We start from the raw sequence: 24,512 nt of genomic DNA on the forward strand, positions 1-24,512 counted from the left end.
TAGACAGCGGAAACACATAACGGAGGGGCCGCCTGCCGTGCGTATCACCGGTATCAGCACTCATGTCGTCGGAACGCCCTGGCGCAATCTCACCTACGTCCAGGTGCACACGGACGAAGGTCTCACCGGCGTCGGCGAGACCCGGATGACGGGCCACACCGATGCCCTCCTCGGCTATCTGCGCGAGGCGGTGCCCCACCACGTCGAGGGCTCCGACCCGTTCGCGACCGAGGACCTGGTGCGCCGCATGAAGTACGGCGACTTCGGGCGCGCCGGGGAGATCGTGATGTCCGGCATCGCCTGTGTGGAGATGGCCTGCTGGGACATCAAGGGCAAGGCGCTCGGCGTACCCGTCTGGCAGCTGCTCGGCGGCAAGGTCCACGACCGCGTGAAGGCGTACGCCAACGGCTGGTACACCACCGAGCGCACCCCGGAGGCGTACCACGAGGCCGCCCGCGCCGTGACCGCCCGCGGCTACCGCGCCCTGAAGATCGACCCGTTCGGCACCGGCCACCTCGAACTCGGCCACCAGGAGACCGTCCAGGCCGTCGCGCTCATCGAGGCCGTACGCGACGCCATCGGGCCCGAGTGCGAACTGATGCTGGAGATGCACGGCCGGTTCAGCCCCGCCACGGCCGTACGGCTGGCCAAGGAGATGGCGCCGTACGCACCCGCCTGGCTGGAGGAGCCGGTGCCGCCGGAGAACCTCGCCGCGCTCGCGAAGGTCGCCGCCAAGGTCGACCAGCCCATCGCCACCGGTGAACGCATCCACGACCGTATCGAGTTCCGCGAACTCTTCGCGTCCGGCGCCGCCGACATCATCCAGCCCGACCTGGGCCACATCGGCGGCATCCTCGAGGCACGCAAGCTCGCCGCCACCGCCGAGACCCACTACATGCTGATCGCCCCGCACAACGTCGGCGGCTCCGTGCTCACCGCCGCCTCCCTCCAACTCGCGGCCTGCACCCCCAACTTCAAGATCCTGGAGCACTTCAACGACTTCGCGGACGCCGAGATCAAGAACGTCGTCAAGGGCGCGCCCCAGGTCGTGGACGGCTACTTCACCCTGCCCGACGCACCCGGCCTCGGGGTCGAACTGGACACCGACGCGGCGGCAGAATTCCCCCAGCAGCAGGCCCGGTTCGACCTGTGGGCCGAAGGCTGGGAGAAACGTGACCCCGACAAGGCAGGCCAGAAGTGACTCCACCCGCCCGAGCGATCGTCATCGACAGGCCAGGCGAGCACCGCCTGCTCACCGGCCCGCGGCCGGAACCCGGGCCCGGCGAGGCGCGGATCGCCGTACACGCGGCCGGGATCTGCGGCAGTGACCGCGAGGTGTACGACGGCACGCGGCAGCCGGAGTACGTCCGCTACCCCGTCACCCCCGGCCACGAGTGGTCCGGCACCGTCGACGCGGTGGGCGAGGGCGTCGCGCCCGCGCTGGTCGGCCGCAAGACGGTCGGCGAGGGCATCCGCCCCTGCCTGGCCTGCGACCGGTGCCGGGAGGGGACGACGAGCCTGTGCACCAGCGCGTACGACGAGACGGGCTTCACGCGCCCGGGCGCCTTCGCCGACTTCCTGCTCGCCCCGGCCCGGCTGCTGCACCCGCTGCCGGACGACACCGATCTGCGCGCCGCGGCGCTGCTGGAGCCGGCCGCCGTGAGCGCCGCCGCGGTGCTCGCGGGGGAGCCGCGGATCGGTGACCGGGTCGCGGTGGTCGGCGCGGGCACGCTCGGGCTGCTCGCCGTACAGCTGCTCGCGGCGTACTCGCCGGGCGAACTGCTGGTCGTGGACCCGCGCGTGAGCCGCGCCGAACAGGCGCTGGCCATGGGCGCCGACCGGATCCGTACGCCGGAGGAGAGCCGCGCCGTACGCGGCCGCTTCGACCTCGTGGTCGAGACGGCGGGCGCGCCCAGCACCGCGCAGGACGCGTGCCTGCTCGCGCGGCGGGGCGGACGTACGGTGCTCACCGGCATGTTCGAGCCAGGCGCGGAGGGGATCGATCCGGTCCATCTCGCGGTCAGCCAGCTCACGATTCGGTCCGTGTTCGGCGCACCGTCGTCCGCCTGGTCCTTCGCCGTACGGGCGCTGGCCGCCGGGCTGCTCGACCCCGCGCCGCTGATCACCCACGAACTGCCGCTGACCGGCTTCGGCGAGGCGATCGGCCTCGTCGGGAGCGGTGACCCGGCGGTCGGGAAGGTGCTGCTCACGCCCTAGACGTACGGCCGGCACGCGCCGGTGCCTTTCTGCGCGCCATGTCGCGAACGATGTCCGAAATACCGAACGCGTCCCCTGTTCGATCCCGCCTCCGAGCCTCCCGAAGCCACTCCCCAAGCCACTCCTCGAACCCACTCCCCGAACCCATCCGCCCAACTGCCCGACACCTGGAGTGCCGTGACGACCCCTCCCACCGGCCGCCGCCCCGGCGAACCCGCGCTCACCACCCTGGGCCTCCCGGCCCCGGCGCCCGACCCCGCCGACACCTCGCCCCACCGCTTCCCCGACGGCGGCGCCTGGCGTACCGAGATCCCGTCCGTCGAAGGGCCCGAGGCGCTGGAGGCCGTCCTCAAGGAGGCCAACCACCTCGACGTCCCGGTGCACCGCATCAGCCAGGGCAGCGGCGTGTGGATGCTGACCGACGCGGAGATCTCCGAGATGGTCGCCGCCTGCGCCGAACACCGCGCCGAACTCTGCCTGTTCACCGGCCCGCGCGGCACCTGGGACATCGGCGCCGCGACCCGTACCCCCTCCGGCGGCGCCGGGCTCCGCACCCGCGGTCACGACGGACTCGCCGGATGCGTCGAGGACGCGGTCCGCGCCACCCAACTCGGCGTCCGCTGCCTGCTGGTGGCCGACGAGGGCGTGCTGTGGACGCTGCACCGGATGCGTACGACCGGGCTGCTGCCCGCCGACACCACCCTCAAGGTGTCGGCGCTGACCGGGCCCGTGAACCCCGCCTCGTACGCGGTCCACGAGCGGCTCGGCGCCGACTCCGTGAACATCCCCTCCGACCTCACCCTGGAGCACCTCACGGAGATCCGCCGCGTGAGCCGCGCGCCCGCGGACCTCTACGTCGAGTCCCCCGACGACCTCGGCGGCTACGTGCGGATGTACGACGTCGCCGAGCTGATCCGCCGTGCGGCGCCCGTGTACCTCAAGTTCGGCCTCAGCAAGGCGCCCGGCATCTACCCGTACGGCGCCCACCTGCGCGACATCACGCTCGACACCGCGCGCGAGCGCGTACGCCGCGGGCGCCTCGCCCTCGACCTGCTCGCCCGGCTCGGCGCCGACACCGGGATGTCACCACCGGGCTCACGACTGCCCGGACCGCTCGACCGCTTCCCCGCCCCCGCCAACGAAGGGAACTGACAGTCATGCGCAGCTCGAGAAGCCCGTACGCACGGCGCGCCACCACCGCCGCCGGAACCCTGCTCGCCCTGTCCCTCGCGGCGACCGCCTGCGGTCAGCAGAGCGAGGGCGGCAGCGACGAGAAGAAGGGCAGTGCCGAGGACGCGACCATCGGCATCGCCATGCCCACCAAGTCCTCGGAACGCTGGATAGCCGACGGCAAGAACATGGTGAAGCAGTTCGAGGCCAAGGGCTACGAGACCGACCTCCAGTACGGCGACGACAAGGTCGAGAACCAGGTCGCGCAGATCGAGAACATGATCTCCAAGGGGCACGACGCCCTGGTGATCGCGGCGATCGACGGCAGCGCGCTGACCAACGTGCTGAGCCAGGCCAAGGACCGGGACATCCCCGTCATCTCCTACGACCGCCTCATCACCGGCACCGAGAACGTCGACTACTACGCCAGCTTCGACAACGAGCGGGTCGGCAAGCTCCAGGGGCAGTACATCGTCGACAAGCTGGAGCTGGAGAAGGCCCGCGACGAGAAGTTCAACGTCGAGCTCTTCGCCGGATCGCCCGACGACAACAACACCAAGTACTTCTGGGACGGCGCGATGAGCGCCCTCAAGCCGTACATCGAGCGCAAGCAGCTGACCGTACGCAGCGGGCAGACGAAGATGAGCCAGGTCACCACGTTGCGCTGGGACGGCGGCACGGCGCAGAAGCGCATGGACGACCTGCTGTCCAAGAACTACGGGTCCGCCCGCGTCGACGCGGTGCTCTCGCCCTACGACGGGATCTCCATCGGCGTCATCTCCGCGCTCAAGAGCACCGGTTACGGCACGGAGTCCAAGCCGTACCCCGTCATCACCGGGCAGGACGCCGAACTCGCCTCCGTGAAGTCCATCCTCCGCGGCCAGCAGACGCAGACGGTCTTCAAGGACACCCGCGAACTCGCCAAGCAGACCGTCGCGATGACCGACGCCGTGCTCAACGACAAGAAGCCCAAGGTCAACGACACCAAGAGCTACGACAACGGGAAGAAGGTCGTCCCCTCCTACCTGCTGGACCCGGTGAGCGTCGACAAGTCCAACACCCAGATGCTCGTCGACCAGGGCTACTACAAGGCCGGGCAGCTCAAGTGACACGGCCGATCCTGGAAATGCGCTCGATCACCAAGACCTTTCCCGGGGTCAAGGCGCTCTCCGGTGTCGAGCTGGAGGTGCGCCAGGGCGAGATCCACGCCATCTGCGGCGAGAACGGCGCGGGCAAGTCCACCCTGATGAAGGTGCTCAGCGGAGTGCACCCGCACGGCAGCTACGAAGGGGAGATCCACTTCGAGGGCGAGCCGTGCCGGTTCAAGGACATCGGCGCGAGCGAGCGGCGCGGCATCGTCATCATCCACCAGGAACTCGCCCTGGTGCCCTTCCTCTCCATCGCGGAGAACATCTTTCTCGGCAACGAGTACGCCTCCAAAGGGGTCATCAGCTGGAACGAGACGATGCGCGAGGCGACCCGGCTGCTCGAACGGGTCGGGCTGCCGGAGAAGCCGCAGACACGCATCGCCGATCTCGGGGTCGGCCGGCAGCAACTGGTCGAGATCGCCAAGGCGTTGTCCAAGGAGGTGAAGCTGCTGATCCTGGACGAGCCGACCGCGGCGCTCAACGACGAGGACAGCGAGACGCTGCTCGAGCTGATCCGCGAACTGCGCGACCAGGGCATCACCTGCATCGTCATCTCCCACAAGCTCGGTGAGATACGCAGGGTCGCCGACTCGGTCACGATCCTGCGCGACGGGCGGACCGTGGAGACGCTCACCGTGCGGGACGGCCCGACGGCCGAGCCCGAGGTCTCCGAGGACCGCATCATCCGGGGCATGGTGGGCCGCGACCTGGACCACCGCTTCCCCGAACGCACCCACTACACCGGCGAGGACGCGGGGGAGACGGCGCTCCGCATCAACGGCTGGACGGTGCGGCACCATATCGACCACCACCGCAAGGTGGTCGACGACGTCTCCCTCGAGGTGCGCCGCGGGGAGATCGTCGGTGTCGCCGGGCTGATGGGCGCGGGCCGCACCGAACTGGCGATGAGCGTCTTCGGCCGGAGCTACGGGCAGTACGCGGGCGGCACCGTCACCCTCGGCGGTCGCGAGATCCGCACCCGTACGGTGCCCGAGGCGGTGGAGCACGGCATCGCCTATGTCACCGAGGACCGCAAGCAGTTCGGCCTCAACCTCATCGACGACATCAGCCGCAACATCTCGCTGGCCTCCCTGCCGAAGCTCGCACGCCGCGGCGTCGTCGACGAGCACGAGGAGCGCCGGGTCGCCGAGCGGTACCGCACGTCGATGAACATCAAGGCGCCCACGGTCTTCGAGAAGGTCGGCCGCCTCAGCGGCGGGAACCAGCAGAAGGTCGTGCTCAGCAAGTGGATCCACGCCGACCCCGACGTGCTGATCCTCGACGAGCCGACGCGCGGCATCGACGTTGGAGCGAAGTACGAGATCTACACGGTCATCGACCGGCTCGCGGCCCGGGGGAAGGCCGTCATCTTTATCTCCTCCGAACTTCCGGAACTGCTGGGGATGTGCGACCGGATCTACACGATGGCCGCGGGACGCCTGACCGGCGACATCCCTCGTGCGGAAGCCAGCCAGGAAGTGCTGATGCGCCACATGACCATGGACAGAGGGTAGAGAGATGAGCACGGGCACCACCCAGAAACAGCCAGCGGCCCCAGCTCCAGGCTCCGGGCCCGGCAGCTCCCGGCACGGCTTGATCGAGGCGCTGCAGGGGACCATACGCACCAACATGCGGCAGTACGGCATGCTGATCGCGCTCGCCCTGATCGTCGTGCTGTTCCAGATCTGGACCGAGGGCACGCTGCTGCAACCGGTCAACGTCTCCAACATCATCCAGCAGAACAGCTACATCCTGATCCTGGCGATGGGGATGATGCTCGTCATCATCGCCGGCCATATCGACCTGTCGGTCGGCTCGGTGGTCGCCTTCGTCGGCGCCCTCTCGGCCGTGATGATGGTCAAGCACGATTTCCCCTGGCCGCTCGCCCTGGTGATCTCGCTCCTCATCGGCGCCCTCGCCGGCGCCTGGCAGGGCTTCTGGATCGCCTACATCGGGATTCCCTCCTTCATCGTGACGCTCGCGGGCATGCTGCTCTTCCGGGGCGCCACCCAGATCGTGCTGGAAGGGCAGTCCATCTCGCCCTTCCCGCAGGGCTTCCAGAAGATCAGCCAGGGATTCCTCCCCGAGGGCGGTCCGCTGGCCAACTACCATGATCTGACCGTGCTGATAGCGGTGGTCGTGGCCGCCTTCGTCCTCTTCCAGGAGTGGCGCGACCGGCGTCGGCAGCTCGCGTACGAGCTGGACGTGCTGCCGTTCAACCTGTGGGTGCTCAAGTGCGTGGCCATCGTCGCGGCGGTCGCGGCGTTCGCCATGACGCTCGCCAGCTACCGGGGCGTGCCCGTGGTTCTGCTCATCATGTGCGGTCTCCTGATCGGCATGGGCTTCGTGATGCGCAACGCCGTCATCGGCCGCCACGTCTACGCGCTGGGCGGGAACAAGGCCGCGGCGAAGCTGTCCGGCGTCAAGGACAAGCGAGTCACCTTCCTTGTCTTCGTCAACATGGGCGTACTCGCCGCCCTCGCGGGCTGTGTCTACGCGGCACGTCTCAACGCGGCGACACCGCAGGCGGGGACGATGTTCGAACTCGAGGCCATCGCGGCGGCGTTCATCGGCGGCGCCTCGATGAGCGGCGGCGTCGGCACCGTGCTGGGCGCCGTCATCGGCGGCCTGGTGCTCGGCGTGCTCAACAACGGGATGTCACTGGTGGGAATCGGCACCGACTACCAGCAGGTCATCAAGGGCCTGGTGCTGCTGGCCGCGGTCGGCTTCGATGTCTGGAACAAGCGCAGAGCGGGTTCGTAGCGACGTCCGGTCGGAGCGTTCCCGGTCAGCCGACCGGTACCGCGGGGGCCTGCCCCGCCCCGCAGGGCGCGGCGCGGGGCAGGCACGGCGGACGCGTGGCGTCCGGCGTCCCGGTCAGTTGACGGTGAGGGTGACCTCTATGTTGCCGCGGGTCGCGTTGGAGTACGGGCAGACCTGGTGGGCCTTCTCGAGCAGATCCTTGGCGGTGGCCTCGTCCACGTTGGGAATCGTGGCGGACAGGGCCACCTTCAGCCCGAAGCCGCCCTCCGGCGTGCTGCCGATGCCGACCTGGGCCGTCACGGTGGAGCCGGAGATGTCGGCCTTCTCCTTGCGGGCGACGACGCCCAGCGCGCCCTGGAAGCAGGCGCTGTAGCCCGCGGCGAACAGCTGCTCGGGGTTGGTGCCCGCGCCGCTGCCACCCATCTCCTTGGGCGGGTTGACGACGACGTCGAGCTTGCCGTCGTCGGTGGCGACCCGGCCGTCGCGGCCGTTCTCGGCCGTGGCGACCGCGGTGTACTTGACGTCAATCGGCTGGATGGACATGGAATTCCTCCTGAGTGGTGTGTGACCTGGGGGCTCGCGCCCACGACCCGCAGGTCCCGGCACCGAGCCTAGATGAGTGAGTTGACGGGAGCGTCCGCGGGCCGCCGCGGCCGGACGGCCGGCGGGCGGCCCGCCGCACGTCAGCTGTCCAGGCGGACCACCATCTTTCCGACGTTCTCGCCCTTCAGCACGCCGAGGAACGCGTCAAGAGTGTTCTCGATCCCGTCGACGAACGTCTCCCGGTACTTCAGCTCGCCGGAGCGCAGCCAGCCGGAGACCTCTTCCGCGAACCGGTCCTGGATGTCGGTGTGGTCTGTGACGATCATGCCCTGGAGCCGCAGCCGCTTGCCGATGATCAGGGCGAGATTGCGCGGCGCCGGCGGCGCCTGGGTCTCGTTGTACTGCGCGATCATGCCGCAGACCGTGACCCGGCCGTATACCTTGAGCGAGCTGAGAGCGGCCTCGAGGTGCTCGCCGCCGACGTTGTCGAAATAGACGTCGATGCCGTCCGGGGCGGCCTCCTTGAGCTGGGCGGCCACCGGGCCGTTCTTGTAGTTGAACGCGGCGTCGAAGCCGTACTCCTCGGTGAGCAGCCGGACCTTCTCGTCCGACCCCGCGCTGCCGACGACCCGCGAGGCACCCTTGATCCGTGCGATCTGCCCCGCCTGGCTGCCGACGGCGCCGGCGGCTCCCGAGACGAAGACCGCGTCGCCCTCCTTGAACGAGGCGATGTCCAGCAGCCCCGCGTACGCGGTCAGGCCCGTCGTGCCCAGCGCACCGAGATAGGCGCTCAGCGGGGCCAGCTCCGCCGACACCCGGACCGCGTGCCGGGCGTCGAACGTGGCGAACTCCCGCCAGCCGAGGCCGTGCAGCACGTGGTCGCCGGGTGCGAAGCCCTCGGCCTCCGAGGCCAGCACGACGCCCACGGCGCCGCCGTCCATGGGCCGGTCGAGCTTGAACGGCGGGACATACGACTTCACGTCGTTCATCCGCCCCCGCATGTACGGGTCCACCGACAGATACAGATTGCGCACGAGGATCTGGCCCTCGCCGGGTGCGGCGACACTGGCCTCGCGCAGCGCGAAGCCGTCCGGGGTCGGCCAGCCTTCGGGACGGGCGGTCAGGTGCCACTCACGGCCGGTCGTGGGCAGCGGTTCGGAAGAGGAGCCGGGGGAGGGCTGGGGCGGGGTCACGGAACTGGCCTCCAAATGTGTTTCAGGTACTGAAACAACCATGACCTGAATATTTCATGTTGTCAAGTAATGCTGTAGAGTGATTCCCATGGCAGCCACAACCCGTCGGTCCGACCCGCTCACCCTCGAAGTCATCGACCTCATCGGCACAGTCGTCGCGCGGTATCACGAGGAGTACGAACTGGCCGCCGCCCGGCACTCGTTGACCGGCGCCCAGGCGCGGGTCCTCGCGCTGCTCGCGCGCGAGCCGGCGCCCATGCGCCAGATCGCGAGACAGCTGAAGTGCGAGCCGTCGAATGTGACCGGCATAGTGGACCGGCTCGAAGCTCGCGGCCTCGTCGAGCGGCGCCCCGACCCGTCCGACCGGCGGGTCAAGGTCGCCGCCGTCACGGAAGAGGGGCGCGCCACCGTGAGCGTGCTGCGGGACGCCCTGGACTTCGCCCGCGAGCCGCTGGCCGGGCTCACGTCGCTGGAGCGCAGAATGCTCCGCGACCTGCTCCAGCGCATGCTGGGCGGCGAACCGGCGGAATCCGCGGACCCGGCGGAATCCGCGGACCCGGCGGAAGCAGCCGGGCCCGCCGCGGATCAGCCCGCGAAGAAGGGCTGAGCCAGCCCGCGCCCCGCGTCCGGCAGCACCAGCAGCGAGCCCGCCAGCGGCTCCGTGCCGGGGTCCGTTCCGGTGCGCGCCGTCGTCACGTACAGATCGGTCAGCCCCGCGCCGCCGAAGGCGCAGGAGGTGACCCGCGAGGCCGGCATCCGGACCGTACGGTCCAGCGCGCCCCGCGGCGTATAGCGGCGGACCGCGCCGCCCTCCCAGAGGGCGACCCAGACGCATCCGTCGGCGTCCACGGTCAGGCCGTCCGGCAGTCCCGCGCCCGGTTCGAGTTCCGCGAGCGTCCTGCGTCCGACGATGTCCGCGCCGTCCACGTCGAAGACGTCGATGCGGCCGGTGGGGGTGTCGGCGTAGTACATCAGCCGGCCGTCCGGGCTCCATCCGGTGCCGTTGCTGACCGTGACCCGGTCCAGCACCGTCACCGCGGACCCGTCGGGGGCGACCCGGACGAGCGAGCCCCCGTCCGTACGCTCGTCGTAGCGCATCGTGCCCGCCCACAGCGCGCCGTCGGGTGCCACGGCCGCGTCGTTCCCGCGCCGCCCGGGCACCGCCTCCCGGTGCAGCCACGAGAAGCGGCCGTCCGGTGCGTAACAGCCCACGCCGTCACGGAGGTTGACCACCAGCCCGCCGCCGGCCCGCGGCTTCGCCGCGCCCACGTGCTGCTCGGTGGCGAGCACCGTCCGCCTCCCGTCGGCCGGGTCGTAGGTGTGCACCCGCGCGGACAGGATGTCCACCCAGATCAGCCGCTGCCGCCGGTCGTCCCAGGTCGGCCCCTCGCCGAGTGCGGCCTGCGCCCGTACGGCCACCTCCGGCCGCTGCCCGCTCACGCGCGGCCCCGGTGGCCGAGCCGCCCGGAGAGCTCCGCGGCGCCCTTCACGGCCAGTGCCTCCAGCTCGTCCTGCCGCTCGTCGCTCCAGCGGATCATCGGCACCGAGATGCTCATGGCCGCGACGACCCGCCCGCCCGAGTCCCGTACGGGCGCGGCCACGCAGCTGACGTCCGGATTGGACTCGCGCTGCTCGACGGCGACCCCGCGGGCCCGCACCTCGGTGAGCGCGCCGCGCAACGCGTCGGGCTCCGTGATCGAGTTCGGCGTCATGGCGGCCAGCGGGCCGCTCGCCGCCAGACGTGCGTCCAGCTCGTTCTCCGGCAGCGAGGCGAGCAGCATCTTTCCGACCGAGGTGCAGTGCGCGGGCAGCTTCCGGCCCGCCGCGGAGACCATGCGGACGGCGTGGGTGCTGTCGACCTTCGCGATGTAGATGACGTCCATGTCTTCCAGGATCGCGACGTGCACCGTCTCGTCGCAGGTCTCGGCCACGCTGCGGGCCACCTGCCGGCCCTCCGCGGCCAGGTCGAGCTGCTCCGCGTACCGGCTGCCGAGCTGGTAGGTGCGCACGCCCAGCCGGTAGCGTCCCGGCTGGTCGGGTACGGGCACCAGATAGCCGCGTGCGGACAGGGTGGTGACCAGCTCGTGCACGGTCGTGCGGGGCAGCTGCAGTCTGCGGGTGATGTCGGGCGCGGTGAGAGGTCCCTCGCTGTCGAGGAAGAGCTCGAGGATGTCCAGCGCCCTCGTCACGGCCGGTACGAGACGTCCCATGGATGCCCGCCTCTCCCTGCGTGGCGCAGTGGTGGAGTTCGAGATATCGAATCATGACCGAGATAGCGAACAGAGCTTAACCGAGCGCCCCGCGGCCGGGCAATGTACGGGCGTCGCCCCGTTCAGGGCGCGGTGATCCGACGGTACGCGAGCTGCGCCAGCGTCCGCTGTCCCTGCTTGCTCGGGTGGAACCAGTCCCACTCGCTCAGCTCGTCGCCCGTGAACCGGTACTCGAAGACCGCCCCGCCGTCGTAGCGGCAGCGCCGGTCCTTCGAGCAGACGTCCTCGAGCACCGAGTTGTACGCCACCACCCGGTCGTAGACCTGCTCCCGGCGCTGCACGGCCGCCTTGTCCATCGCATCGGGGTCGCGCAGCATCGACTGGCAGATGCCGAGCTTCCAGACCTGCGTGCCCACCGGGTTCTTCCGCCCCTGCGACCACAGCCGCTTCAGGTCCGGCACGCTCACCATGTAGACCTGCGCGCGGGGCTGTTCCTCGCGGAGCGTGCGCATCCCGCGTTCCAGGTCGGCGCGGAAGTCGTCGACCGGCGTCATCTCGCCCACGGTCGGCCGGCAGGCGTCGTTCGCCCCGGTCATGACGGTGACCAGCTCCGGTTCGTGCGCGGCGGCCCGTTTCATCTGGGCGGGCAGGTCGGATGTCAGGGCGCCGGTCTCGGCGAGGTTCCAGCTGTTGCCTGCCGGCTTGTCCAGGAGCCGGCCGGCAAGGCTCTTGGTGACCGGATCGGTCCCTGTCGCCCAGGACACCTCGGGGCAGTCGGACAGCACCGAACAGGCGTCGAAACCGCGGGTGATGGAGTCGCCGACGGCCGCGATCGAGTCGGGCCGCGGATTCCAGCCGCGTGCCTGCTGCTTGGGCGCCGCGGCCTCGGAGGCGCGCCGGGCGTCCGGCGACGCGCCGTCGCCGTCGTCTGCCGACCCGCCGTCACACGCGCTGAACACCAGTCCGCCGACGAGCAGCGCGCCGGCCGCCGCGGCGGCCGTCATCGCACGCGTACGCGTCACCCCGTGCCCTATCGCGCCCCGCATCCGTTCCCCCCGTGTACTCCGTGTCCGTTCCGGCTGATTCCCGGTCCCATCCGACGGTACGTCACTCGCCTTGGCCCGCCGCGCGGTAGCTTTTCCCTAGCAGGGAGGGTGCGGAGGACAAGCCGCAACTGAAGATTACATCGCGTCACTTCATGTCCCTTTCGGGGATAATTGACCGCAATGGTGTTTACTGTTCGTAACCTCGGGAGCTGGTAGTCAAGTGACCGGTGGTGCAGAATGTCAGGCGCTGAACCGGCGCATGACCGGTAGGTACTCGAGGCCGCTGGGGAAGGCGACCCTCGAACCGCACTGGAGGTCCCGGTGATGACACGTGGAGTTCTGTTCGTGCACTCCGCGCCCCGCGCGCTGTGCCCGCATGTCGAGTGGGCCGTGGCTGGCGTCCTCGGCGCACGCGTGAGTCTCGACTGGATCAGACAGCCGGCCTCTCCCGGCACCTGGCGCGCCGAGTTCTCCTGGCAGGGCGATCCCGGCACCGCCTCGAAGCTCGCCTCCGCGCTCCGCGGCTGGCACCTGCTGCGCTTCGAGGTGACCGCCGAGCCGTGCGCGACGGCCGAGGGGGAGCGCTACAGCTCCACGCCCGAGCTGGGCATCTTCCACGCCGTCACCGGGGTGCACGGCGACATCCTCATTCCGGAGGACCGGCTGCGCGCCGCCGCCGCCCGCGCCTCGCGCGGCGAGAGCGACCTGGAAGCGGAGATCTCCAAGCTGCTCGGCAAGCCGTGGGACGACGAGTTGGAGTCGTTCCGGCACGCCGGCGAGGGCGCACCGGTGCGCTGGCTGCACCAGGTCGTCTGAGCCTCCGAGCGTGTTCTGTCCTGGAGCGGACTCGAAGCTCTAGCGTGCTCCCATGTCTGAGAACAGTTCAGTTGCCGTGCTCGGCACCGGAATCATGGGCGCCGCGATGGCGCGCAACCTCTGCCGTGCCGGACACGACGTCCGGGTGTGGAACCGTACGCGTGCCAAGGCCGAACCGCTGGCCGCCGACGGCGCCCTGATCGCCGGCACCCCCGCGGAGGCCGTCGAGGCCGCGGACATCGTGCTCACCGTGCTCCACGACGGCCCCGCCAGCCTGGAGGCCGTGCGCGCCGCCGCGCCCGCGCTGCGCCCCGGCACGGTGTGGATGCAGAGCAGTACGGCGGGTCTGGACGGGCTGCGTCCGCTCGCCGAGTTCGCCGCCGAACAGCAGCTCACCTTCGTCGACGCGCCCGTGCTGGGAACCCGGGAGCCCGCCGAGAAGGGGCAGTTGACGGTGCTCGCCGCCGGCCCCGAGCCGGCGCGTGCGGCGCTCGGCGGGGTGCTCGACGCGGTGGCCGCGCGTACGGTCTGGGTGAGCGGCGACCCCGGTGACGCGACCCGGCTCAAACTCGTCTGCAACAGCTGGGTGCTCACCGTCACGCACGGAGTGGCGGAGGCCGTGGCACTGGCCGAGGGGCTCGGCGTCGATCCGGCGGGCTTCCTGGACGCGGTCGCGGGCGGCCCGCTGGACATGGGCTATCTGCGGGTGAAGTCGGATGCCATCAGGGCCGGCCGGTTCGAACCGAGCTTCGCCGTCGACACCGCGGAGAAGGACGCCCGGCTGATCGTCGAGGCGGGGGAGTCGGCGGGCGTACGGCTGGACGTCACCGCCGCCGGAGCCGAACGCTTCCGGCGCGCGTCCGCGCGGGGACACGGCGGCGAGGACATGGCCGCGTCGTACTACGCGAGCTTCGAGTAACGGCCGCCGGCCGGCCGGTCGGCACGGCCGGGGCCAGGACGTACGACGGGTGGTTCCGCGCCCTGCGGCACGGAACCACCCGGGGAGTCAGACCGTACGGAAAGCGAGCACCACGTTGTGCCCGCCGAAGCCGAACGAGTTGTTGATCGCCGCGATCCTGCCCTCGGGCAGCGTCCGTGCCTCGCCGCGGACAACGTCGGCGTCCGCCTCGGGGTCGAGGCTGGCGATGTTGATCGTCGGCGGTGCCGTGCGGTGGTACAGCGCCTGCACCGTCGCCACCGTCTCGATACCGCCCGCGCCGCCCAGCAGATGACCGGTCATCGACTTGGTGGCGGAGACCGCCATGTGGTCGACGTCGTCCCCGAACACCTTCCGCATCGCCTTGAGCTCGGCGATGTCGCCCTGCGGCGTCGACGTCGCGTGCGCGTTGACGTGCGCGACCTCGGCGGGCTTCAGGTCCGTGCCGTCCACCAGGTTCTGCAGGGCGTGCGCGATGCCGTTGCCGCTGGGCTCCGGCTGGGTGATGTGGTGGCTGTCGGCCGAGATGCCCTGGCCGACGGCCTCCGCGTACACCCGCGCGCCGCGGGCGGCCGCGTGCTCGGCCGACTCCAGCACGATCACCCCGGCGCCCTCGCCGAGGACGAAGCCGTTGCGGTCGACGTCGAACGGACGCGAGGCGCCCTGCGGGTCCTCGTTGGCCTTCGACATCGCCATCATGTTGCCGAACGCCGCAATCGGCAGCGGGTGAATCGCCGCCTCGGTGCCGCCCGCGACGACGACGTCCGCGCGACCGGAGCGGATCATCTCGATGGCGTAGCCGATCGCCTCCGTCCCGGAGGCGCAGGCGCTGACCGGGGTGTGCACTCCGGCGCGCGCGTTGACCTCCAGACCGACGTTGGCCGAGGGGCCGTTCGGCATCAGCATCGGCACGGTGTGCGGGGAGACGCGGCGTACGCCCTTCTCCCGCAGCACGTCGTACTGCTCGAGCAGCGTCGTGACGCCGCCGATGCCGGAGGCGATGACGGTGCCCAGCCGGTCCGGGTCCACAGCGGCCCCCGGAGTCTCATCGCCGAAGGCCACCTCGCCCGCCTTGCCGGTGTAGCCCGCGTCGGCCCACGCCTCGCGCGCCGCCAGCAGGGCGAACTGCGCCGATCGGTCCAGCTTTCGGGCCTGCGGCCGGGGGATGATTCCGGCGGGGTCGACGGCGATCCGCGCGGCGATGCGCACGGGCAGATCCGCCGCCCACTCCTCGTCGATCAGGGCGACTCCGGACCGGCCGGCGACCAGTGCCTCCCAGGTCGACGTACTGTCGCCACCCAGCGGTGTGGTTGCGCCGATACCGGTGACGACCACGGATTGGTGGGTCGCGTTCATCGGGATACTTTCTCCACGGTTGAGGTGTTCGCGGTGACGAGCCGGCGCCACCGCAGGGCGGCGACAGTCCGGCTCAGCCTTGGTGGTCGAGGATGTACTTGGTGGCGTCGCCGACCGTCTTGAGGTTCTTGACGTCGTCGTCGGGGATCTTCACGTTGAAGCGCTCCTCGGCGGCGACGACCACCTCGACCATCGACAGCGAGTCCACGTCCAGGTCGTCGGTGAAGGACTTGTCCTCCTGGACGTCTTCGGTGGGGATGCCGGCGATCTCGTTCACGATCTCCGCGAGACCGGCGATGATCTCTTCCTGCGTGGCGGCCATGTGCGGCGCTCCTTCTGGATTCGTTCCTGGCTTGCTGTGAGCTTGCTCTGTGGTTCTTTTGCTCTCCGCCGGCGGTTGCCGGCGTCCGAACGGGATCTTGCCTAGGGGAGGGTAACGACCGTCGCGGCGTAGACCAGACCCGCCCCGAAGCCGATGAGGAGCGCCGTGTCGCCGCTCTTCGCCTGCCCGGTCGCCAACAGCCGCTCCATCGCGAGAGGGATGGAGGCGGCCGAGGTGTTGCCGGTCGTCTCCACGTCACGGGCCACGGTGACGTGGTCCGGCAGCTTGAGTGTCTTCACCATCGAGTCGATGATCCGCATGTTGGCCTGGTGCGGGATGAAGACATCCAGGTCCTCTGCCGTGACCCCGGCCGCGTCCAGCGCTTCCTGGGCGACCTTGGCCATCTCGAACACCGCCCAGCGGAAGACCGTCTGGCCCTCCTGGCGGAGCGCCGGGAACTTCTCCACCTCCTGGTCACGGTACGCGTCCCACGGCACGGTCTGGGCGATGACGTCGTGCTTGTCACCCTCGGAGCCCCAGATGGTCGGGCCGATGCCCGGCTCCGTGGCCGGCCCGACGATGGCCGCGCCCGCTCCGTCGCCGAACAGGAAGGCGGTGGAACGGTCGGTGAGGTCCGTCAGGTCGGACAGCCGCTCGACGCCGACGACCAGCACGTAGTCCGCGCTGCCGTCGACGACCAGGCCCTTGGCGATGGTGAGCCCGTACCCGAACCCCGCGCAGGCGGCGGAGATGTCGAACGCCGCGGCCCGGCCCGCGCCGAGCCGGTGGGTGATCTCGGTGGCGATCGAGGGGGTCTGCTTGAAGTGCGAGACCGTGGAGATGATGACGCCGCTGACCTGCTGCGCGGTGATTCCCGCGTCCGCGATGGCCTTGCCCGCAGCCTCCAGCGTCATCTCGGCGACGGTCTCGTCCGGACCGGCCCAGTGCCGGGTGACGATGCCCGAGCGGGAACGGATCCACTCGTCCGAGGAGTCGATGTGCTTCAGGATCTCCTCGTTCGGCACCACCCGCGTCGGGCGGTAGCCGCCGACGCCGTGGATGCGTGCGTGGGGAGAGCCCTTGGCGGGCCTGATCTTGGCGGTCATGCTCTCGGGCTCCTCTTCGGCTATTCGGCCGTGCCGGCCGCGGCTGCGGCTGCGTGCTCGCTGACCAGCTCGCGGGCCTTTTCGAGATCGTCGGGGGACTTCAGCGCCAGCCTCCGTACGCCGGGCATCCCCCGTCTGGCCAGGCCGGTGAGCGTGCCACCGGGGCAGACCTCGATCAGTGTGGTGGCGCCCAGTTCGCCGAATGTCTCCATGCACAGGTCCCAGCGGACCGGGTTGGCGACCTGGCCGACCAGGTGCCGGACGGCCTCGGCACCGGAAGTGACCACCCGGCCGTCCTTGTTGGAGACGTACGGGAGTACCGGGTCGCTCACGGATACGTCCTTGACCGCGGCCTCCAGGGCCGCGACCGCTGGTGCCATGTGCGTGGTGTGGAAGGCGCCCGCGACCTTGAGGGCGCGCACCTTGGCGCCCTCCGGAGGTTCCTCCGTGAGCGCCGCCAACTGCTCGGTGGTGCCGGCGGCGACGATCTGGCCGCCGCCGTTCATGTTGGCCGGAGTGAGGCCGAGCTTCTCCAAGTGCGCGGTGACAACCTCCGGTTCGCCGCCCAGCACGGCGGACATGCCGGTCTCGGTGACCGCCGCGGCCTCGGCCATGGCGGTCGCCCGGGTGCGTACGAGGGACATCGCGGTCTCGGCGGACAGCACGCCCGCCGTGACCGAAGCGGCCAGTTCGCCGACGCTGTGCCCGCTGGTGGCGCCGAGGACGGCGGCCGGGTCGTGGCCCTCCAGCAGGACTGTCGTGGAGACCAGCGCCGCGGCGACCAGCAAGGGCTGGGCGACGGCGGTGTCGAGGATCTCCTCGGCGTCGGCTTCGGTGCCGTAGTGGATCAGATCCAGGTCAATGGCGGCCGACCAGTCCCGCAGACGTTCGGTGACGCCGGGAAGGTCGAGCCAGGGAGTCAGAAAGCCAGGCTTCTGAGCGCCTTGGCCGGGAGCGACGAGTACGAGCACTCTCACACTCTCTCTTGTGGACACGGGTTACCGCCCGTGAGGACCGATACGAAGAACTGTCGGAGGAATTGTCGGTCCCCGACAAAGACCGGGTCCAGACCTAATGCTGGGGCTCTCCGTCGGCCAGCCGCCCCAGGATAAGGGCGACACGCAGCGTGAAGGCGGAACGTACGTCGGAGGGAAGCCATCCGGTGACATCAGTCACACGTCGCAGCCGGTAGCGCACGGTGTTGGGGTGCACAAACAGCATGCGCGCGGCGCCTTCCAGACTCGTGGCCTGCTCGAGATAGACACTCAGGGTTTCCAGCAGGGCGGAGCCGGCGGCCTCCAGCGGTCTGTAGATCTCCTCCACCAACAGCTGGCGCGCGGCAGGATCTCCCGCCATCGCGCGCTCCGGCAGCAGGTCGTCCGCGAGCACCGGACGGGGCGCGTCCGGCCAGGCCGCGCACGCTTTCAGACCGGCCGCGGCGGCCTGTGCGGAACGGGTCGCCGAGAGCAGGTCGCCGACCACCGGACCGGCCACGACGGGGCCGGGGGCGTACGGGCCGATCAGCGACTTCGCGGCGCGCAGCGGGTCGTTGGACCCGCCGGCGATGACCACCAGCCGGTTGCCCAGCACCCCCGTCAGCACCTGCAGTTTGGCGTGCCGGGCGGCGCGCCGGATGGCCTCGACGGTCAACTCGCTGTCGCCGTCGGGAGCGGTGCCCAGGACGACGGCGACGTGCTCGGGGGAGTTCCAGCCCAGTGCGGCCGCACGTGACACGGCGCCCTCGTCGGCCTCGCCGGACAGCACGGCGTTCACGACCAGCGATTCGAGGCGCGCGTCCCAGGCGCCGCGCGCCTCGGCGGCCTGGGCGTACACCTGCGCGGTGGCGAAGGCGATCTCGCGTGCGTAGACGAGCAGGGCTTCGCGCAGCACGGACTCGTCGCCCGGGGCGGCGACCTCGTCGATGGCCGTCTCGACAACCTCGATCGTGGTGCGCACCATCTCCACGGTCTGGCGCAGCGTGATGGCACGGGTCAGCTCGCGGGGGGCGGTGCCGAACACGTCCGTGCTGATGGCCTGCGGCGTCTCCGGGTGGCGGAACCACTCGGTGAACGCCGCGATGCCCGCCTGTGCGACCAGTCCGATCCAGGAGCGGTTCTCCGGCGGCATCGCGCGGTACCACGGCAGCTGCTCGTCCATGCGTGCGATGGCGGCCGCGGCGAGCTTGCCGGAGGACTGCTCCAGCCGTTTCAGCGTGGCGGTGTGCGGGTGTTCCGGCCGTCGGCTCGACGGCGGTTCGGCAGGCTCTGTTGGTTCAGGCACGTGACCAGCCTGCCTCATCGGGCGGGGTGCGCGGGTGCGGGGGCGGATTACCGTTGGGCGCATGCTTCAGGTGTGGCGCGCGGGCGACCGTTATCAGGGCGGGGACACGGCCGCCGGGATAGACACCCGGCACGCCTTCTCGTTCTCCGGCTTCTACGACCCGGACAACGCCGGCTTCGGCCTGCTGGTGGCCTGCAACGAGGAGCGGCTGGCCCCGGGCGCGGGCTTCGGCACGCACCCGCACCGCGACGTCGAGATCGTCACCTGGGTCGCCGAGGGGCTCCTGTCGCACGAGGACTCCACGGGCCACGCGACGGTCGTACGCCCCGGAGACGTGCAGCGGCTGAGCGCCGGTGACGGGGTGCGGCACGCGGAGCGGAACGCGGGCGAGGGCGAGCTGCGCTTCGTACAGATGTGGCTCGTTCCGGGCCCCCGTGAGGCCGAACCCGCGGGCGGCGGCGGGCGCGACAGGCGGGCGCACCCGTGGGCCCAGCCCGAGTACGAGGTGGTGCGCGGCATCGCCGACGGCACCCCGTACGCGATGCCGCGTACGGACGCGGTGCTGCACGTACGGCGGCTGGCGGACGGTGCGCGTACGGCCGTGCCCGACGCGGCGTGGGTGTACGTGCACGTGGTCCGGGGCGCGGTGGAGATCGGCGGGGAGCGGCTGGGCGCGGGGGACGCGGCACGCGTCACGGACGCGCGGGACCTGGACGCGCGGGCGGTGGACGACGCGGAGCTGCTGGTCTGGGAGATGCACGCGGAGCCGGTCTACGGCTGACCCGCGGCCGTTGGCGGCGCGGCGGGCCAGGGGCGGTTCGCGCGTTCACCCCCTACCCGGGTAGGGGGTGAACGCGCGACCCGAGGGTGACGTTCACCCGCCGCGCCACATCTACGCTGGTCGCGCCATGTCCACCTCACCACCCCCCGACGTCGGCCCCGGCGCGCCCCGCTCGGCGGAACAGTCGCACGGCGACCTACCGCCGCCGCACGGCGTGCTCGCGCAGCTGCACGCCCTGGGGCAGGCCCTCACCACCCCCGCGAGCTCCACCGCGCCCTTGATGGCGCACGCTCCGCGGACATGGATGCGGCGGCTGCCGTACGGCGTCGCCTTCGTCTTCGCGCTCATCCTGATCCCCAGCGGCGCCACCGTCCTCGCCCAGGACTACGACCTGCCCGGCGCCTGGGCGGGCGCGCTGGCCGTGGCGCAGGGCGCGCCGCTGCTGCTGGCGGTCACCAGGCCGCTGCACGCCTGGTGGGTGGTGATCACGGCCGATGTGGTGTGCGCCCTCGCGCTGCTGAAGACGCCGCCCGACCCACTCGCCCCGTGGCCCTGGCCGCCCCCGGTGATCATCGGCTATCTGATGCTCTGCCTGGCGCTCGCCCTGCGCGAGAACCGCCGCACCCTCGTCGGCGTCTGGCTGGTCACGACCGTCGCCTCGCTCGCCCTCGGCTTCGTCGACGAGGAGCGCAGCGAGGGCAGCAACGTCCTGCTGATCGTCCTCAGCGCGGTCGCCCTGCTCGTCGGCGCCATGGTGCGCGAACGGGGCGACGCGCAGCGCCGTCTCGCCGAGCAGGAGACCATCAGCGAGGCCGAACGCGCCCAGCGCACGCTGCTCGAGGAACGCAACCGCATCGCACGCGAGCTGCACGACGTCGTCGCCCACCACATGTCCGTGATCACCGTGCAGGCCGACAGTGCCCCGTACCGTATTGACGGCCTCCCCGGCGCGGCCCGGGAGGAGTTCGACACCATCGCGGCCACCGCCCGCGAGTCGCTCGCCGAGATGCGCCGGCTGCTCGGCGTCCTGCGCAGCGAGGAGACGCGGGGCGAACGCGCGCCGCAGCCCGGCCTCGACCGGGTGCCGCAGCTGGTGCAGGCGACCGTACGGGCCGGGGTGCCCGTCGAGCTGTCCCTGGAGGCGGACGCGGCGCACGCGCGGGGCATCCCGCAGGCGGTGGAGCTGTCCGCGTACCGCGTCGTACAGGAAGCCCTGGCCAACGTGGTGCGGCACGCCCCCGGCGCCGGCACGCGGGTCACGGTGACCGGCGACCGTACGCACCTCATGGTCCTCGTCGTCAACGGGCCCTCGCCCACTCCCCACGGGCCGCCGCTGGAGACCTCCGGCACCGGTCACGGGCTGGTCGGGATGCGGGAACGCGTGCGACTCGTCGGGGGCACCCTGGACACCGGACCGCTGCCCGACGCCGGCTTCCGGGTCGCGGCGAGGCTCCCACTGACACCGCCCGAGGGGCCCGAGGGGAAGGAACCCAGCAGCGCATGAAGCCGTACATCCGCGTGCTCATCGTCGACGACCAGGCCATGGTCCGGGCCGGATTCGCCGCGCTGCTCGCCGCGCAGAGCGACATAGAGGTGGCGGGTGAGGCAGCCGACGGGGCCGAGGGCGTCGCCCTCTGCCACAGCACGCACCCCGACGTGGTGCTGATGGACGTACGCATGCCGGAGATGGACGGGCTCGAGGCGGCCCGGCGGCTGCTCGGGCCCGAGGCCCCCGCGGAGCACCGCCCGAAGGTGCTGATGCTGACCACCTTCGACGTCGACGACTACGTCTACGAGGCCCTCCGCGCCGGAGCCAGCGGCTTCCTGCTCAAGGACGCGCCGCCGGCCGACCTGATCGGGGCCGTACGCGTGGTGGCCGAGGGCGAGGCGCTGCTCGCCCCCTCGGTCACCCGGCGGCTCATCGCGGACTTCACGGCCCGGCCGCCGGCGCCCCCGCGCGGGGCGCCGGCGGCGCCCCGGCTGAGGGGACTCACCGAGCGCGAGACCGAGGTGCTCGAACGCATCGCGCGGGGCGAGTCCAACAGCGAGATCGCCGAGTCGCTCGTCCTCGCCGTACAGACGGTGAAGACACACGTCAGCCGCATCTTCACCAAGCTGGACCTGCGCGACCGCGCCCAAGCGGTGATCTTCGCGTACGAGTCGGGGCTGGTCGCCCCGGGCGACATCGGCTGAGCACGCCCCGTACGCGGGGGGCGTACGTCAGTCCCGCCCCGCGGACGTGAACGACATGTCGGCGTAGCGCGGCCCGGCGACCTGCGCCGCGATGGGCTCGAGCAGCGCCAGCGCGCTGTCCGACAGCTCGATGCGGATTGCCCCGGTGTTCTCCTCGACGCGGCTCCGCTTGCGGGTGCCCGGGATCGGCACCACTGGCAGCCCGTGCACGGCCGCCCGCTGCTGCGCCCAGGCCAGCGCGATCTGTCCGGGCGTCGCGCCATGCGCCTCGGCGATCTTGCGTACGGGGTCCAGCAGCGAGGCGTTCTTCGCCGCGTTGCCGCCGGTGAAGCGGGGGTGCTGGCGCCGGAAGTCGTCGCTGCTCAGGTCCTTCTCCGCGTCCGCGAAGGCGCCGGTGAGGAAGCCGCGGCCGAGCGGCGAGTACGGGACGAGGGCGACGCCCAGCTCCCGTGCCGCGCCGACGACGTTCTCCTCGATGTCCCGGCTGAACACCGACCACTCCGACTGCAGCGCCGCGATCGGATGCACCGCCTGCGCCGCGCGCAGCTCGCTGCCGGTGACCTCGCTCAGGCCCAGGTGCTTGACCTTGCCCTCCTGAACGAGCTCGGCCATGGCGCCGACCGTGTCCTCGATCGGCACGTTCGGGGCCTTGCGGTGCATGTAGTAGAGGTCGATCTCGTCGACGCCGAGCCGCCGCAGGCTGGCCTCGACGCACTCGCGCAGATAGGGCCGGTCGTTCCGGATGATCCGCTTCGTCGGGTCGTCGGCGGGGATGCCGAGGGCGAACTTGGTGGCGATGACCACCTCGTCGCGGTGCGCCCGTACGAAGGGGGAGAGGAACTCCTCGTTGTCACCGGAGCCGTACGCGTCCGCGGTGTCGTAGAACGTGACGCCCAGCTCCAGGGCCCGTTCGAGGGTGGCGCGTGCCTCGTCGGCGTCGGTCGGGCCGTAGGCGAAACTCATCCCCATGCAGCCCAGGCCCTGTACGCCGACCTCGGGTCCGCCGTTGCCGAGCCGCGCGGTGGGGATCTTCTCCGTGCTCATGAACTCTCAAGCCCTCTCCGGCGCCCGCTGGGCGCTCGAATAGATGTCGATCTTGTAGTTGAGGACCGCGAGGGTCTCCTGGAGCTCCGCGATCCGCCGCTGCACGTCCCGGCGCGTGGCCTCGAACAGCTCCAGGCGTTCGCCGAACGTGTGCTCCCCGGCCCGTACGAGCTCGGCGTACCGCACCATGTCGGCCACCGGCATGCCGGTCAGCCGCAGCTTGTTCACCAGGTCGAGCCAGTCCAGGTCGCGGTTGGTGAAGCGGCGCTGACCGGTGTGCGAGCGGTCCACGTGCGGCATCAGCCCGATCCGTTCGTACCAGCGCAGGGTGTGCGCGCTGAGACCCGTACAGGCGGCGACCTCGCTGATGGTGTACGCGTCCTTGCCCTCCGGGCGCGGGTGCGTCACCTGCCCGTGGGCGACACAGGCGTCAGGCTCGGTGATCTCTTCCGCTGTCTCCGTCTCCATCACGGTCATAAGTGAACGCTACGGACTTGGAGTGCACTCCAAGCAAGCGGAAACGGGGAGCAAAATCCGCCGCGTTAGGCTTCGGGCCATGGAGAGCGCACTGCGGACGATCGAGAACTGGCCGGTGCCGGCCGCCGCGGCGGCCGTCGTACGGGCGGACGGCAGCCTCGCCGGAGCGTACGGGCCCACGGGGCGCCCGTTCCACCTCGCCTCGGTCACGAAACCGCTGGCCGCGTACGCCGCGCTCGTCGCCGTCGAAGAGGGCGCGATCGAGCTGGACGAACCGGCCGGGCCGGACGGGTCCACCGTCCGCCACCTGCTCGCACACACCTCGGGGCTCGCGTTCGACGAGCACCGCGTGATGGCGCCGCCCGGCACCCGCAGGCTCTACTCCAACTCCGGCTTCGAGGTGCTCGGCGACCACATCGCCAAGGCCACGGACATCCCCTTCCCGTCGTACCTGCGGGACGCGGTGCTCGCGCCGCTGGGCATGACCGGCACCGAACTGCCCGGTTCGCCGGCCAAGGACGGCGTCTCGACCGTCGACGACCTCGCCCGCTTCGCCGCGGAGCTGCAGGCGCCGCGGCTGCTCGCCCGGGTCACCGTCGAGCAGGCCACCGAGGTCGTGTATCCGGGCCTCAAGGGCGTCCTGCCCGGTTACGGGCACCAGTCGCCGAACGACTGGGGGCTCGGCTTCGAGGTCCGGGACGGCAAGTCGCCGCACTGGACGGGGAGTTCCTCGTCACCGCGCACATTCGGGCATTTCGGTCAGTCGGGTACATTCCTGTGGGTGGACCCGGACGCCGGGGCCGCCTGCGTCGTGCTCACGGACCGTGCGTTCGGGCCGTGGGCGGTCGAGGCGTGGCCCGCTTTCACGGACGCGGTGCTCGCGGCGCTCTGAGCGGGGCTCAGGCGCGTG

The 24,512-nt window shown here is 71.0% G+C and carries 25 protein-coding genes; 13 read left to right on the forward strand and 12 right to left on the reverse strand.

What is annotated here, in order from left to right; all coding sequences use genetic code 11:
• The first annotated feature begins 37 nt into the window (after nt 1–37).
• From DVA86_RS17830 to mmsB, 6 genes are all read left to right on the forward strand, one after another.
• Nucleotides 38–1,201, forward strand: a complete 1,164-nt coding sequence (locus DVA86_RS17830) for a mandelate racemase/muconate lactonizing enzyme family protein (protein ID WP_208879594.1) — start codon at nt 38–40, stop codon at nt 1,199–1,201.
• On the forward strand, nt 1,198–2,217 hold the full coding sequence (locus DVA86_RS17835) for a zinc-dependent alcohol dehydrogenase (protein ID WP_208879595.1): 1,020 nt from the start codon (nt 1,198–1,200) through the stop codon (nt 2,215–2,217). The genes DVA86_RS17830 and DVA86_RS17835 overlap by 4 nt, the downstream gene beginning before the upstream one ends.
• Before the next feature lie 177 nt (nt 2,218–2,394).
• Nucleotides 2,395–3,369: a hypothetical protein gene (locus DVA86_RS17840; RefSeq protein WP_208879596.1), complete on the forward strand. Its 975-nt coding sequence runs from the start codon at nt 2,395–2,397 to the stop codon at nt 3,367–3,369.
• 5 nt (nt 3,370–3,374) lie between these two features.
• On the forward strand, nt 3,375–4,496 hold the full coding sequence (gene chvE, locus DVA86_RS17845) for a multiple monosaccharide ABC transporter substrate-binding protein (RefSeq protein ID WP_208879598.1): 1,122 nt from the start codon (nt 3,375–3,377) through the stop codon (nt 4,494–4,496).
• A gap of 17 nt (nt 4,497–4,513) precedes the next feature.
• Nucleotides 4,514–6,049 (forward strand): multiple monosaccharide ABC transporter ATP-binding protein, encoded by a 1,536-nt coding sequence (gene mmsA / locus DVA86_RS17850; RefSeq protein ID WP_208884829.1) that lies wholly within the window; start codon nt 4,514–4,516, stop codon nt 6,047–6,049.
• A 4-nt stretch (nt 6,050–6,053) separates the two neighbouring features.
• The gene (gene mmsB, locus DVA86_RS17855; RefSeq protein WP_208879599.1) at nt 6,054–7,298 is read left to right on the forward strand and encodes a multiple monosaccharide ABC transporter permease; all 1,245 of its coding nucleotides are present in this window, start codon (nt 6,054–6,056) and stop codon (nt 7,296–7,298) included.
• A gap of 114 nt (nt 7,299–7,412) precedes the next feature.
• On the opposite strand, the gene DVA86_RS17860 is transcribed toward mmsB, so the two are convergent.
• The gene (locus tag DVA86_RS17860; protein ID WP_208879601.1) at nt 7,413–7,841 is read right to left on the reverse strand and encodes an organic hydroperoxide resistance protein; all 429 of its coding nucleotides are present in this window, start codon (nt 7,839–7,841) and stop codon (nt 7,413–7,415) included.
• Between the two features lie 140 nt (nt 7,842–7,981).
• Nucleotides 7,982–9,034, reverse strand: coding sequence for an NADP-dependent oxidoreductase (locus DVA86_RS17865; protein ID WP_245996730.1), 1,053 nt, complete (start codon nt 9,032–9,034; stop codon nt 7,982–7,984).
• Nucleotides 9,035–9,122: 88 nt separating this feature from the next.
• On the opposite strand from DVA86_RS17865, the gene DVA86_RS17870 reads away from it, so the two are divergent.
• Nucleotides 9,123–9,641 carry a MarR family winged helix-turn-helix transcriptional regulator gene (locus tag DVA86_RS17870; protein WP_208879603.1) on the forward strand — a complete coding sequence of 173 codons (519 nt, stop codon included), beginning with the start codon at nt 9,123–9,125 and terminating at the stop codon, nt 9,639–9,641.
• Here DVA86_RS17870 and DVA86_RS17875 read toward each other — a convergent pair.
• From DVA86_RS17875 to DVA86_RS17885, 3 genes are all read right to left on the reverse strand, one after another.
• On the reverse strand, nt 9,620–10,474 hold the full coding sequence (locus DVA86_RS17875) for an SMP-30/gluconolactonase/LRE family protein (protein WP_208879605.1): 855 nt from the start codon (nt 10,472–10,474) through the stop codon (nt 9,620–9,622). The two genes, DVA86_RS17870 and DVA86_RS17875, sit on opposite strands and share 22 nt — an antisense overlap.
• Nucleotides 10,471–11,244, reverse strand: a complete 774-nt coding sequence (locus DVA86_RS17880; RefSeq protein ID WP_208879607.1) for an IclR family transcriptional regulator — start codon at nt 11,242–11,244, stop codon at nt 10,471–10,473. Before DVA86_RS17880 ends, DVA86_RS17875 begins: the two co-directional genes overlap by 4 nt.
• Nucleotides 11,245–11,366: 122 nt before the next feature.
• Complete coding sequence (locus tag DVA86_RS17885) at nt 11,367–12,290, reverse strand: SGNH/GDSL hydrolase family protein (protein ID WP_425470854.1); 924 nt, start codon at nt 12,288–12,290, stop codon at nt 11,367–11,369.
• Nucleotides 12,291–12,611: 321 nt separating this feature from the next.
• Here DVA86_RS17885 and DVA86_RS17890 point away from each other — a divergent pair, with 321 nt between their 5' ends.
• Nucleotides 12,612–13,106, forward strand: coding sequence for a DUF3145 domain-containing protein (locus DVA86_RS17890; protein WP_208879609.1), 495 nt, complete (start codon nt 12,612–12,614; stop codon nt 13,104–13,106).
• A gap of 52 nt (nt 13,107–13,158) precedes the next feature.
• Entirely contained in the window at nt 13,159–14,025 is an 867-nt protein-coding gene (locus tag DVA86_RS17895; protein WP_208879611.1) for an NAD(P)-dependent oxidoreductase, read from the forward strand.
• An 87-nt stretch (nt 14,026–14,112) separates the two neighbouring features.
• Here DVA86_RS17895 and DVA86_RS17900 read toward each other — a convergent pair whose 3' ends face one another.
• The 5 genes from DVA86_RS17900 to DVA86_RS17920 form a co-directional block, all read right to left on the reverse strand.
• Nucleotides 14,113–15,399: a beta-ketoacyl-[acyl-carrier-protein] synthase family protein gene (locus DVA86_RS17900; RefSeq protein WP_208879612.1), complete on the reverse strand. Its 1,287-nt coding sequence runs from the start codon at nt 15,397–15,399 to the stop codon at nt 14,113–14,115.
• Between the two features lie 73 nt (nt 15,400–15,472).
• Nucleotides 15,473–15,721, reverse strand: a complete 249-nt coding sequence (locus DVA86_RS17905) for an acyl carrier protein (protein WP_208879613.1) — start codon at nt 15,719–15,721, stop codon at nt 15,473–15,475.
• Between the two features lie 101 nt (nt 15,722–15,822).
• A complete protein-coding gene (locus tag DVA86_RS17910) occupies nt 15,823–16,827 on the reverse strand; it encodes a ketoacyl-ACP synthase III (RefSeq protein ID WP_208879615.1) in 1,005 nt (334 codons plus the stop codon).
• 20 nt (nt 16,828–16,847) lie between these two features.
• Nucleotides 16,848–17,798, reverse strand: coding sequence for an ACP S-malonyltransferase (locus DVA86_RS17915; RefSeq protein WP_208884832.1), 951 nt, complete (start codon nt 17,796–17,798; stop codon nt 16,848–16,850).
• 100 nt (nt 17,799–17,898) lie between these two features.
• Entirely contained in the window at nt 17,899–19,107 is a 1,209-nt protein-coding gene (locus DVA86_RS17920; protein ID WP_208879617.1) for a PucR family transcriptional regulator, read from the reverse strand.
• 61 nt (nt 19,108–19,168) lie between these two features.
• On the opposite strand from DVA86_RS17920, the gene DVA86_RS17925 reads away from it, so the two are divergent.
• From DVA86_RS17925 to DVA86_RS17935, 3 genes are all read left to right on the forward strand, one after another.
• Nucleotides 19,169–19,888 (forward strand): pirin family protein, encoded by a 720-nt coding sequence (locus DVA86_RS17925; protein ID WP_208879619.1) that lies wholly within the window; start codon nt 19,169–19,171, stop codon nt 19,886–19,888.
• 127 nt (nt 19,889–20,015) lie between these two features.
• On the forward strand, nt 20,016–21,392 hold the full coding sequence (locus DVA86_RS17930) for a sensor histidine kinase (protein WP_208879620.1): 1,377 nt from the start codon (nt 20,016–20,018) through the stop codon (nt 21,390–21,392).
• Complete coding sequence (locus tag DVA86_RS17935) at nt 21,389–22,081, forward strand: response regulator (RefSeq protein ID WP_208879622.1); 693 nt, start codon at nt 21,389–21,391, stop codon at nt 22,079–22,081. Before DVA86_RS17930 ends, DVA86_RS17935 begins: the two co-directional genes overlap by 4 nt.
• Nucleotides 22,082–22,108: 27 nt before the next feature.
• Here DVA86_RS17935 and DVA86_RS17940 read toward each other — a convergent pair whose 3' ends face one another.
• Nucleotides 22,109–23,125, reverse strand: a complete 1,017-nt coding sequence (locus DVA86_RS17940) for an aldo/keto reductase (RefSeq protein WP_208879624.1) — start codon at nt 23,123–23,125, stop codon at nt 22,109–22,111.
• A 6-nt stretch (nt 23,126–23,131) separates the two neighbouring features.
• Nucleotides 23,132–23,602 carry a MerR family transcriptional regulator gene (locus tag DVA86_RS17945; protein WP_208879625.1) on the reverse strand — a complete coding sequence of 157 codons (471 nt, stop codon included), beginning with the start codon at nt 23,600–23,602 and terminating at the stop codon, nt 23,132–23,134.
• 79 nt (nt 23,603–23,681) lie between these two features.
• On the opposite strand from DVA86_RS17945, the gene DVA86_RS17950 reads away from it, so the two are divergent.
• Nucleotides 23,682–24,494, forward strand: coding sequence for a serine hydrolase domain-containing protein (locus DVA86_RS17950; protein ID WP_208879626.1), 813 nt, complete (start codon nt 23,682–23,684; stop codon nt 24,492–24,494).
• The last annotated feature ends 18 nt before the right edge of the window (nt 24,495–24,512 follow it).

It is taken from the genome of Streptomyces armeniacus, assembly GCF_003355155.1.
Classification (GTDB): Bacteria; Actinomycetota; Actinomycetes; order Streptomycetales; family Streptomycetaceae; genus Streptomyces; species Streptomyces armeniacus.

Bases quoted from the DNA above. Each gene is read 5' to 3' on its own strand.
- DVA86_RS17940 (WP_208879624.1), bottom strand. From the start codon at position 23,125: ATGAGCACGGAGAAGATCCCCACCGCGCGGCTCGGCAACGGCGGACCC.
- DVA86_RS17895 (WP_208879611.1), top strand. From the start codon at position 13,159: ATGTCTGAGAACAGTTCAGTTGCCGTGCTCGGCACCGGAATCATGGGC.
- DVA86_RS17950 (WP_208879626.1), top strand. From the start codon at position 23,682: ATGGAGAGCGCACTGCGGACGATCGAGAACTGGCCGGTGCCGGCCGCC.
- DVA86_RS17870 (WP_208879603.1), top strand. From the start codon at position 9,123: ATGGCAGCCACAACCCGTCGGTCCGACCCGCTCACCCTCGAAGTCATC.
- mmsB (WP_208879599.1), top strand. From the start codon at position 6,054: ATGAGCACGGGCACCACCCAGAAACAGCCAGCGGCCCCAGCTCCAGGC.
- DVA86_RS17910 (WP_208879615.1), bottom strand. From the start codon at position 16,827: ATGACCGCCAAGATCAGGCCCGCCAAGGGCTCTCCCCACGCACGCATC.
- DVA86_RS17925 (WP_208879619.1), top strand. From the start codon at position 19,169: ATGCTTCAGGTGTGGCGCGCGGGCGACCGTTATCAGGGCGGGGACACG.
- DVA86_RS17930 (WP_208879620.1), top strand. From the start codon at position 20,016: ATGTCCACCTCACCACCCCCCGACGTCGGCCCCGGCGCGCCCCGCTCG.
- DVA86_RS17880 (WP_208879607.1), bottom strand. From the start codon at position 11,244: ATGGGACGTCTCGTACCGGCCGTGACGAGGGCGCTGGACATCCTCGAG.
- DVA86_RS17935 (WP_208879622.1), top strand. From the start codon at position 21,389: ATGAAGCCGTACATCCGCGTGCTCATCGTCGACGACCAGGCCATGGTC.
- DVA86_RS17905 (WP_208879613.1), bottom strand. From the start codon at position 15,721: ATGGCCGCCACGCAGGAAGAGATCATCGCCGGTCTCGCGGAGATCGTG.
- DVA86_RS17860 (WP_208879601.1), bottom strand. From the start codon at position 7,841: ATGTCCATCCAGCCGATTGACGTCAAGTACACCGCGGTCGCCACGGCC.
- DVA86_RS17885 (WP_425470854.1), bottom strand. From the start codon at position 12,290: ATGCGGGGCGCGATAGGGCACGGGGTGACGCGTACGCGTGCGATGACG.
- DVA86_RS17945 (WP_208879625.1), bottom strand. From the start codon at position 23,602: ATGACCGTGATGGAGACGGAGACAGCGGAAGAGATCACCGAGCCTGAC.
- mmsA (WP_208884829.1), top strand. From the start codon at position 4,514: ATGCGCTCGATCACCAAGACCTTTCCCGGGGTCAAGGCGCTCTCCGGT.
- DVA86_RS17900 (WP_208879612.1), bottom strand. From the start codon at position 15,399: ATGAACGCGACCCACCAATCCGTGGTCGTCACCGGTATCGGCGCAACC.
- chvE (WP_208879598.1), top strand. From the start codon at position 3,375: ATGCGCAGCTCGAGAAGCCCGTACGCACGGCGCGCCACCACCGCCGCC.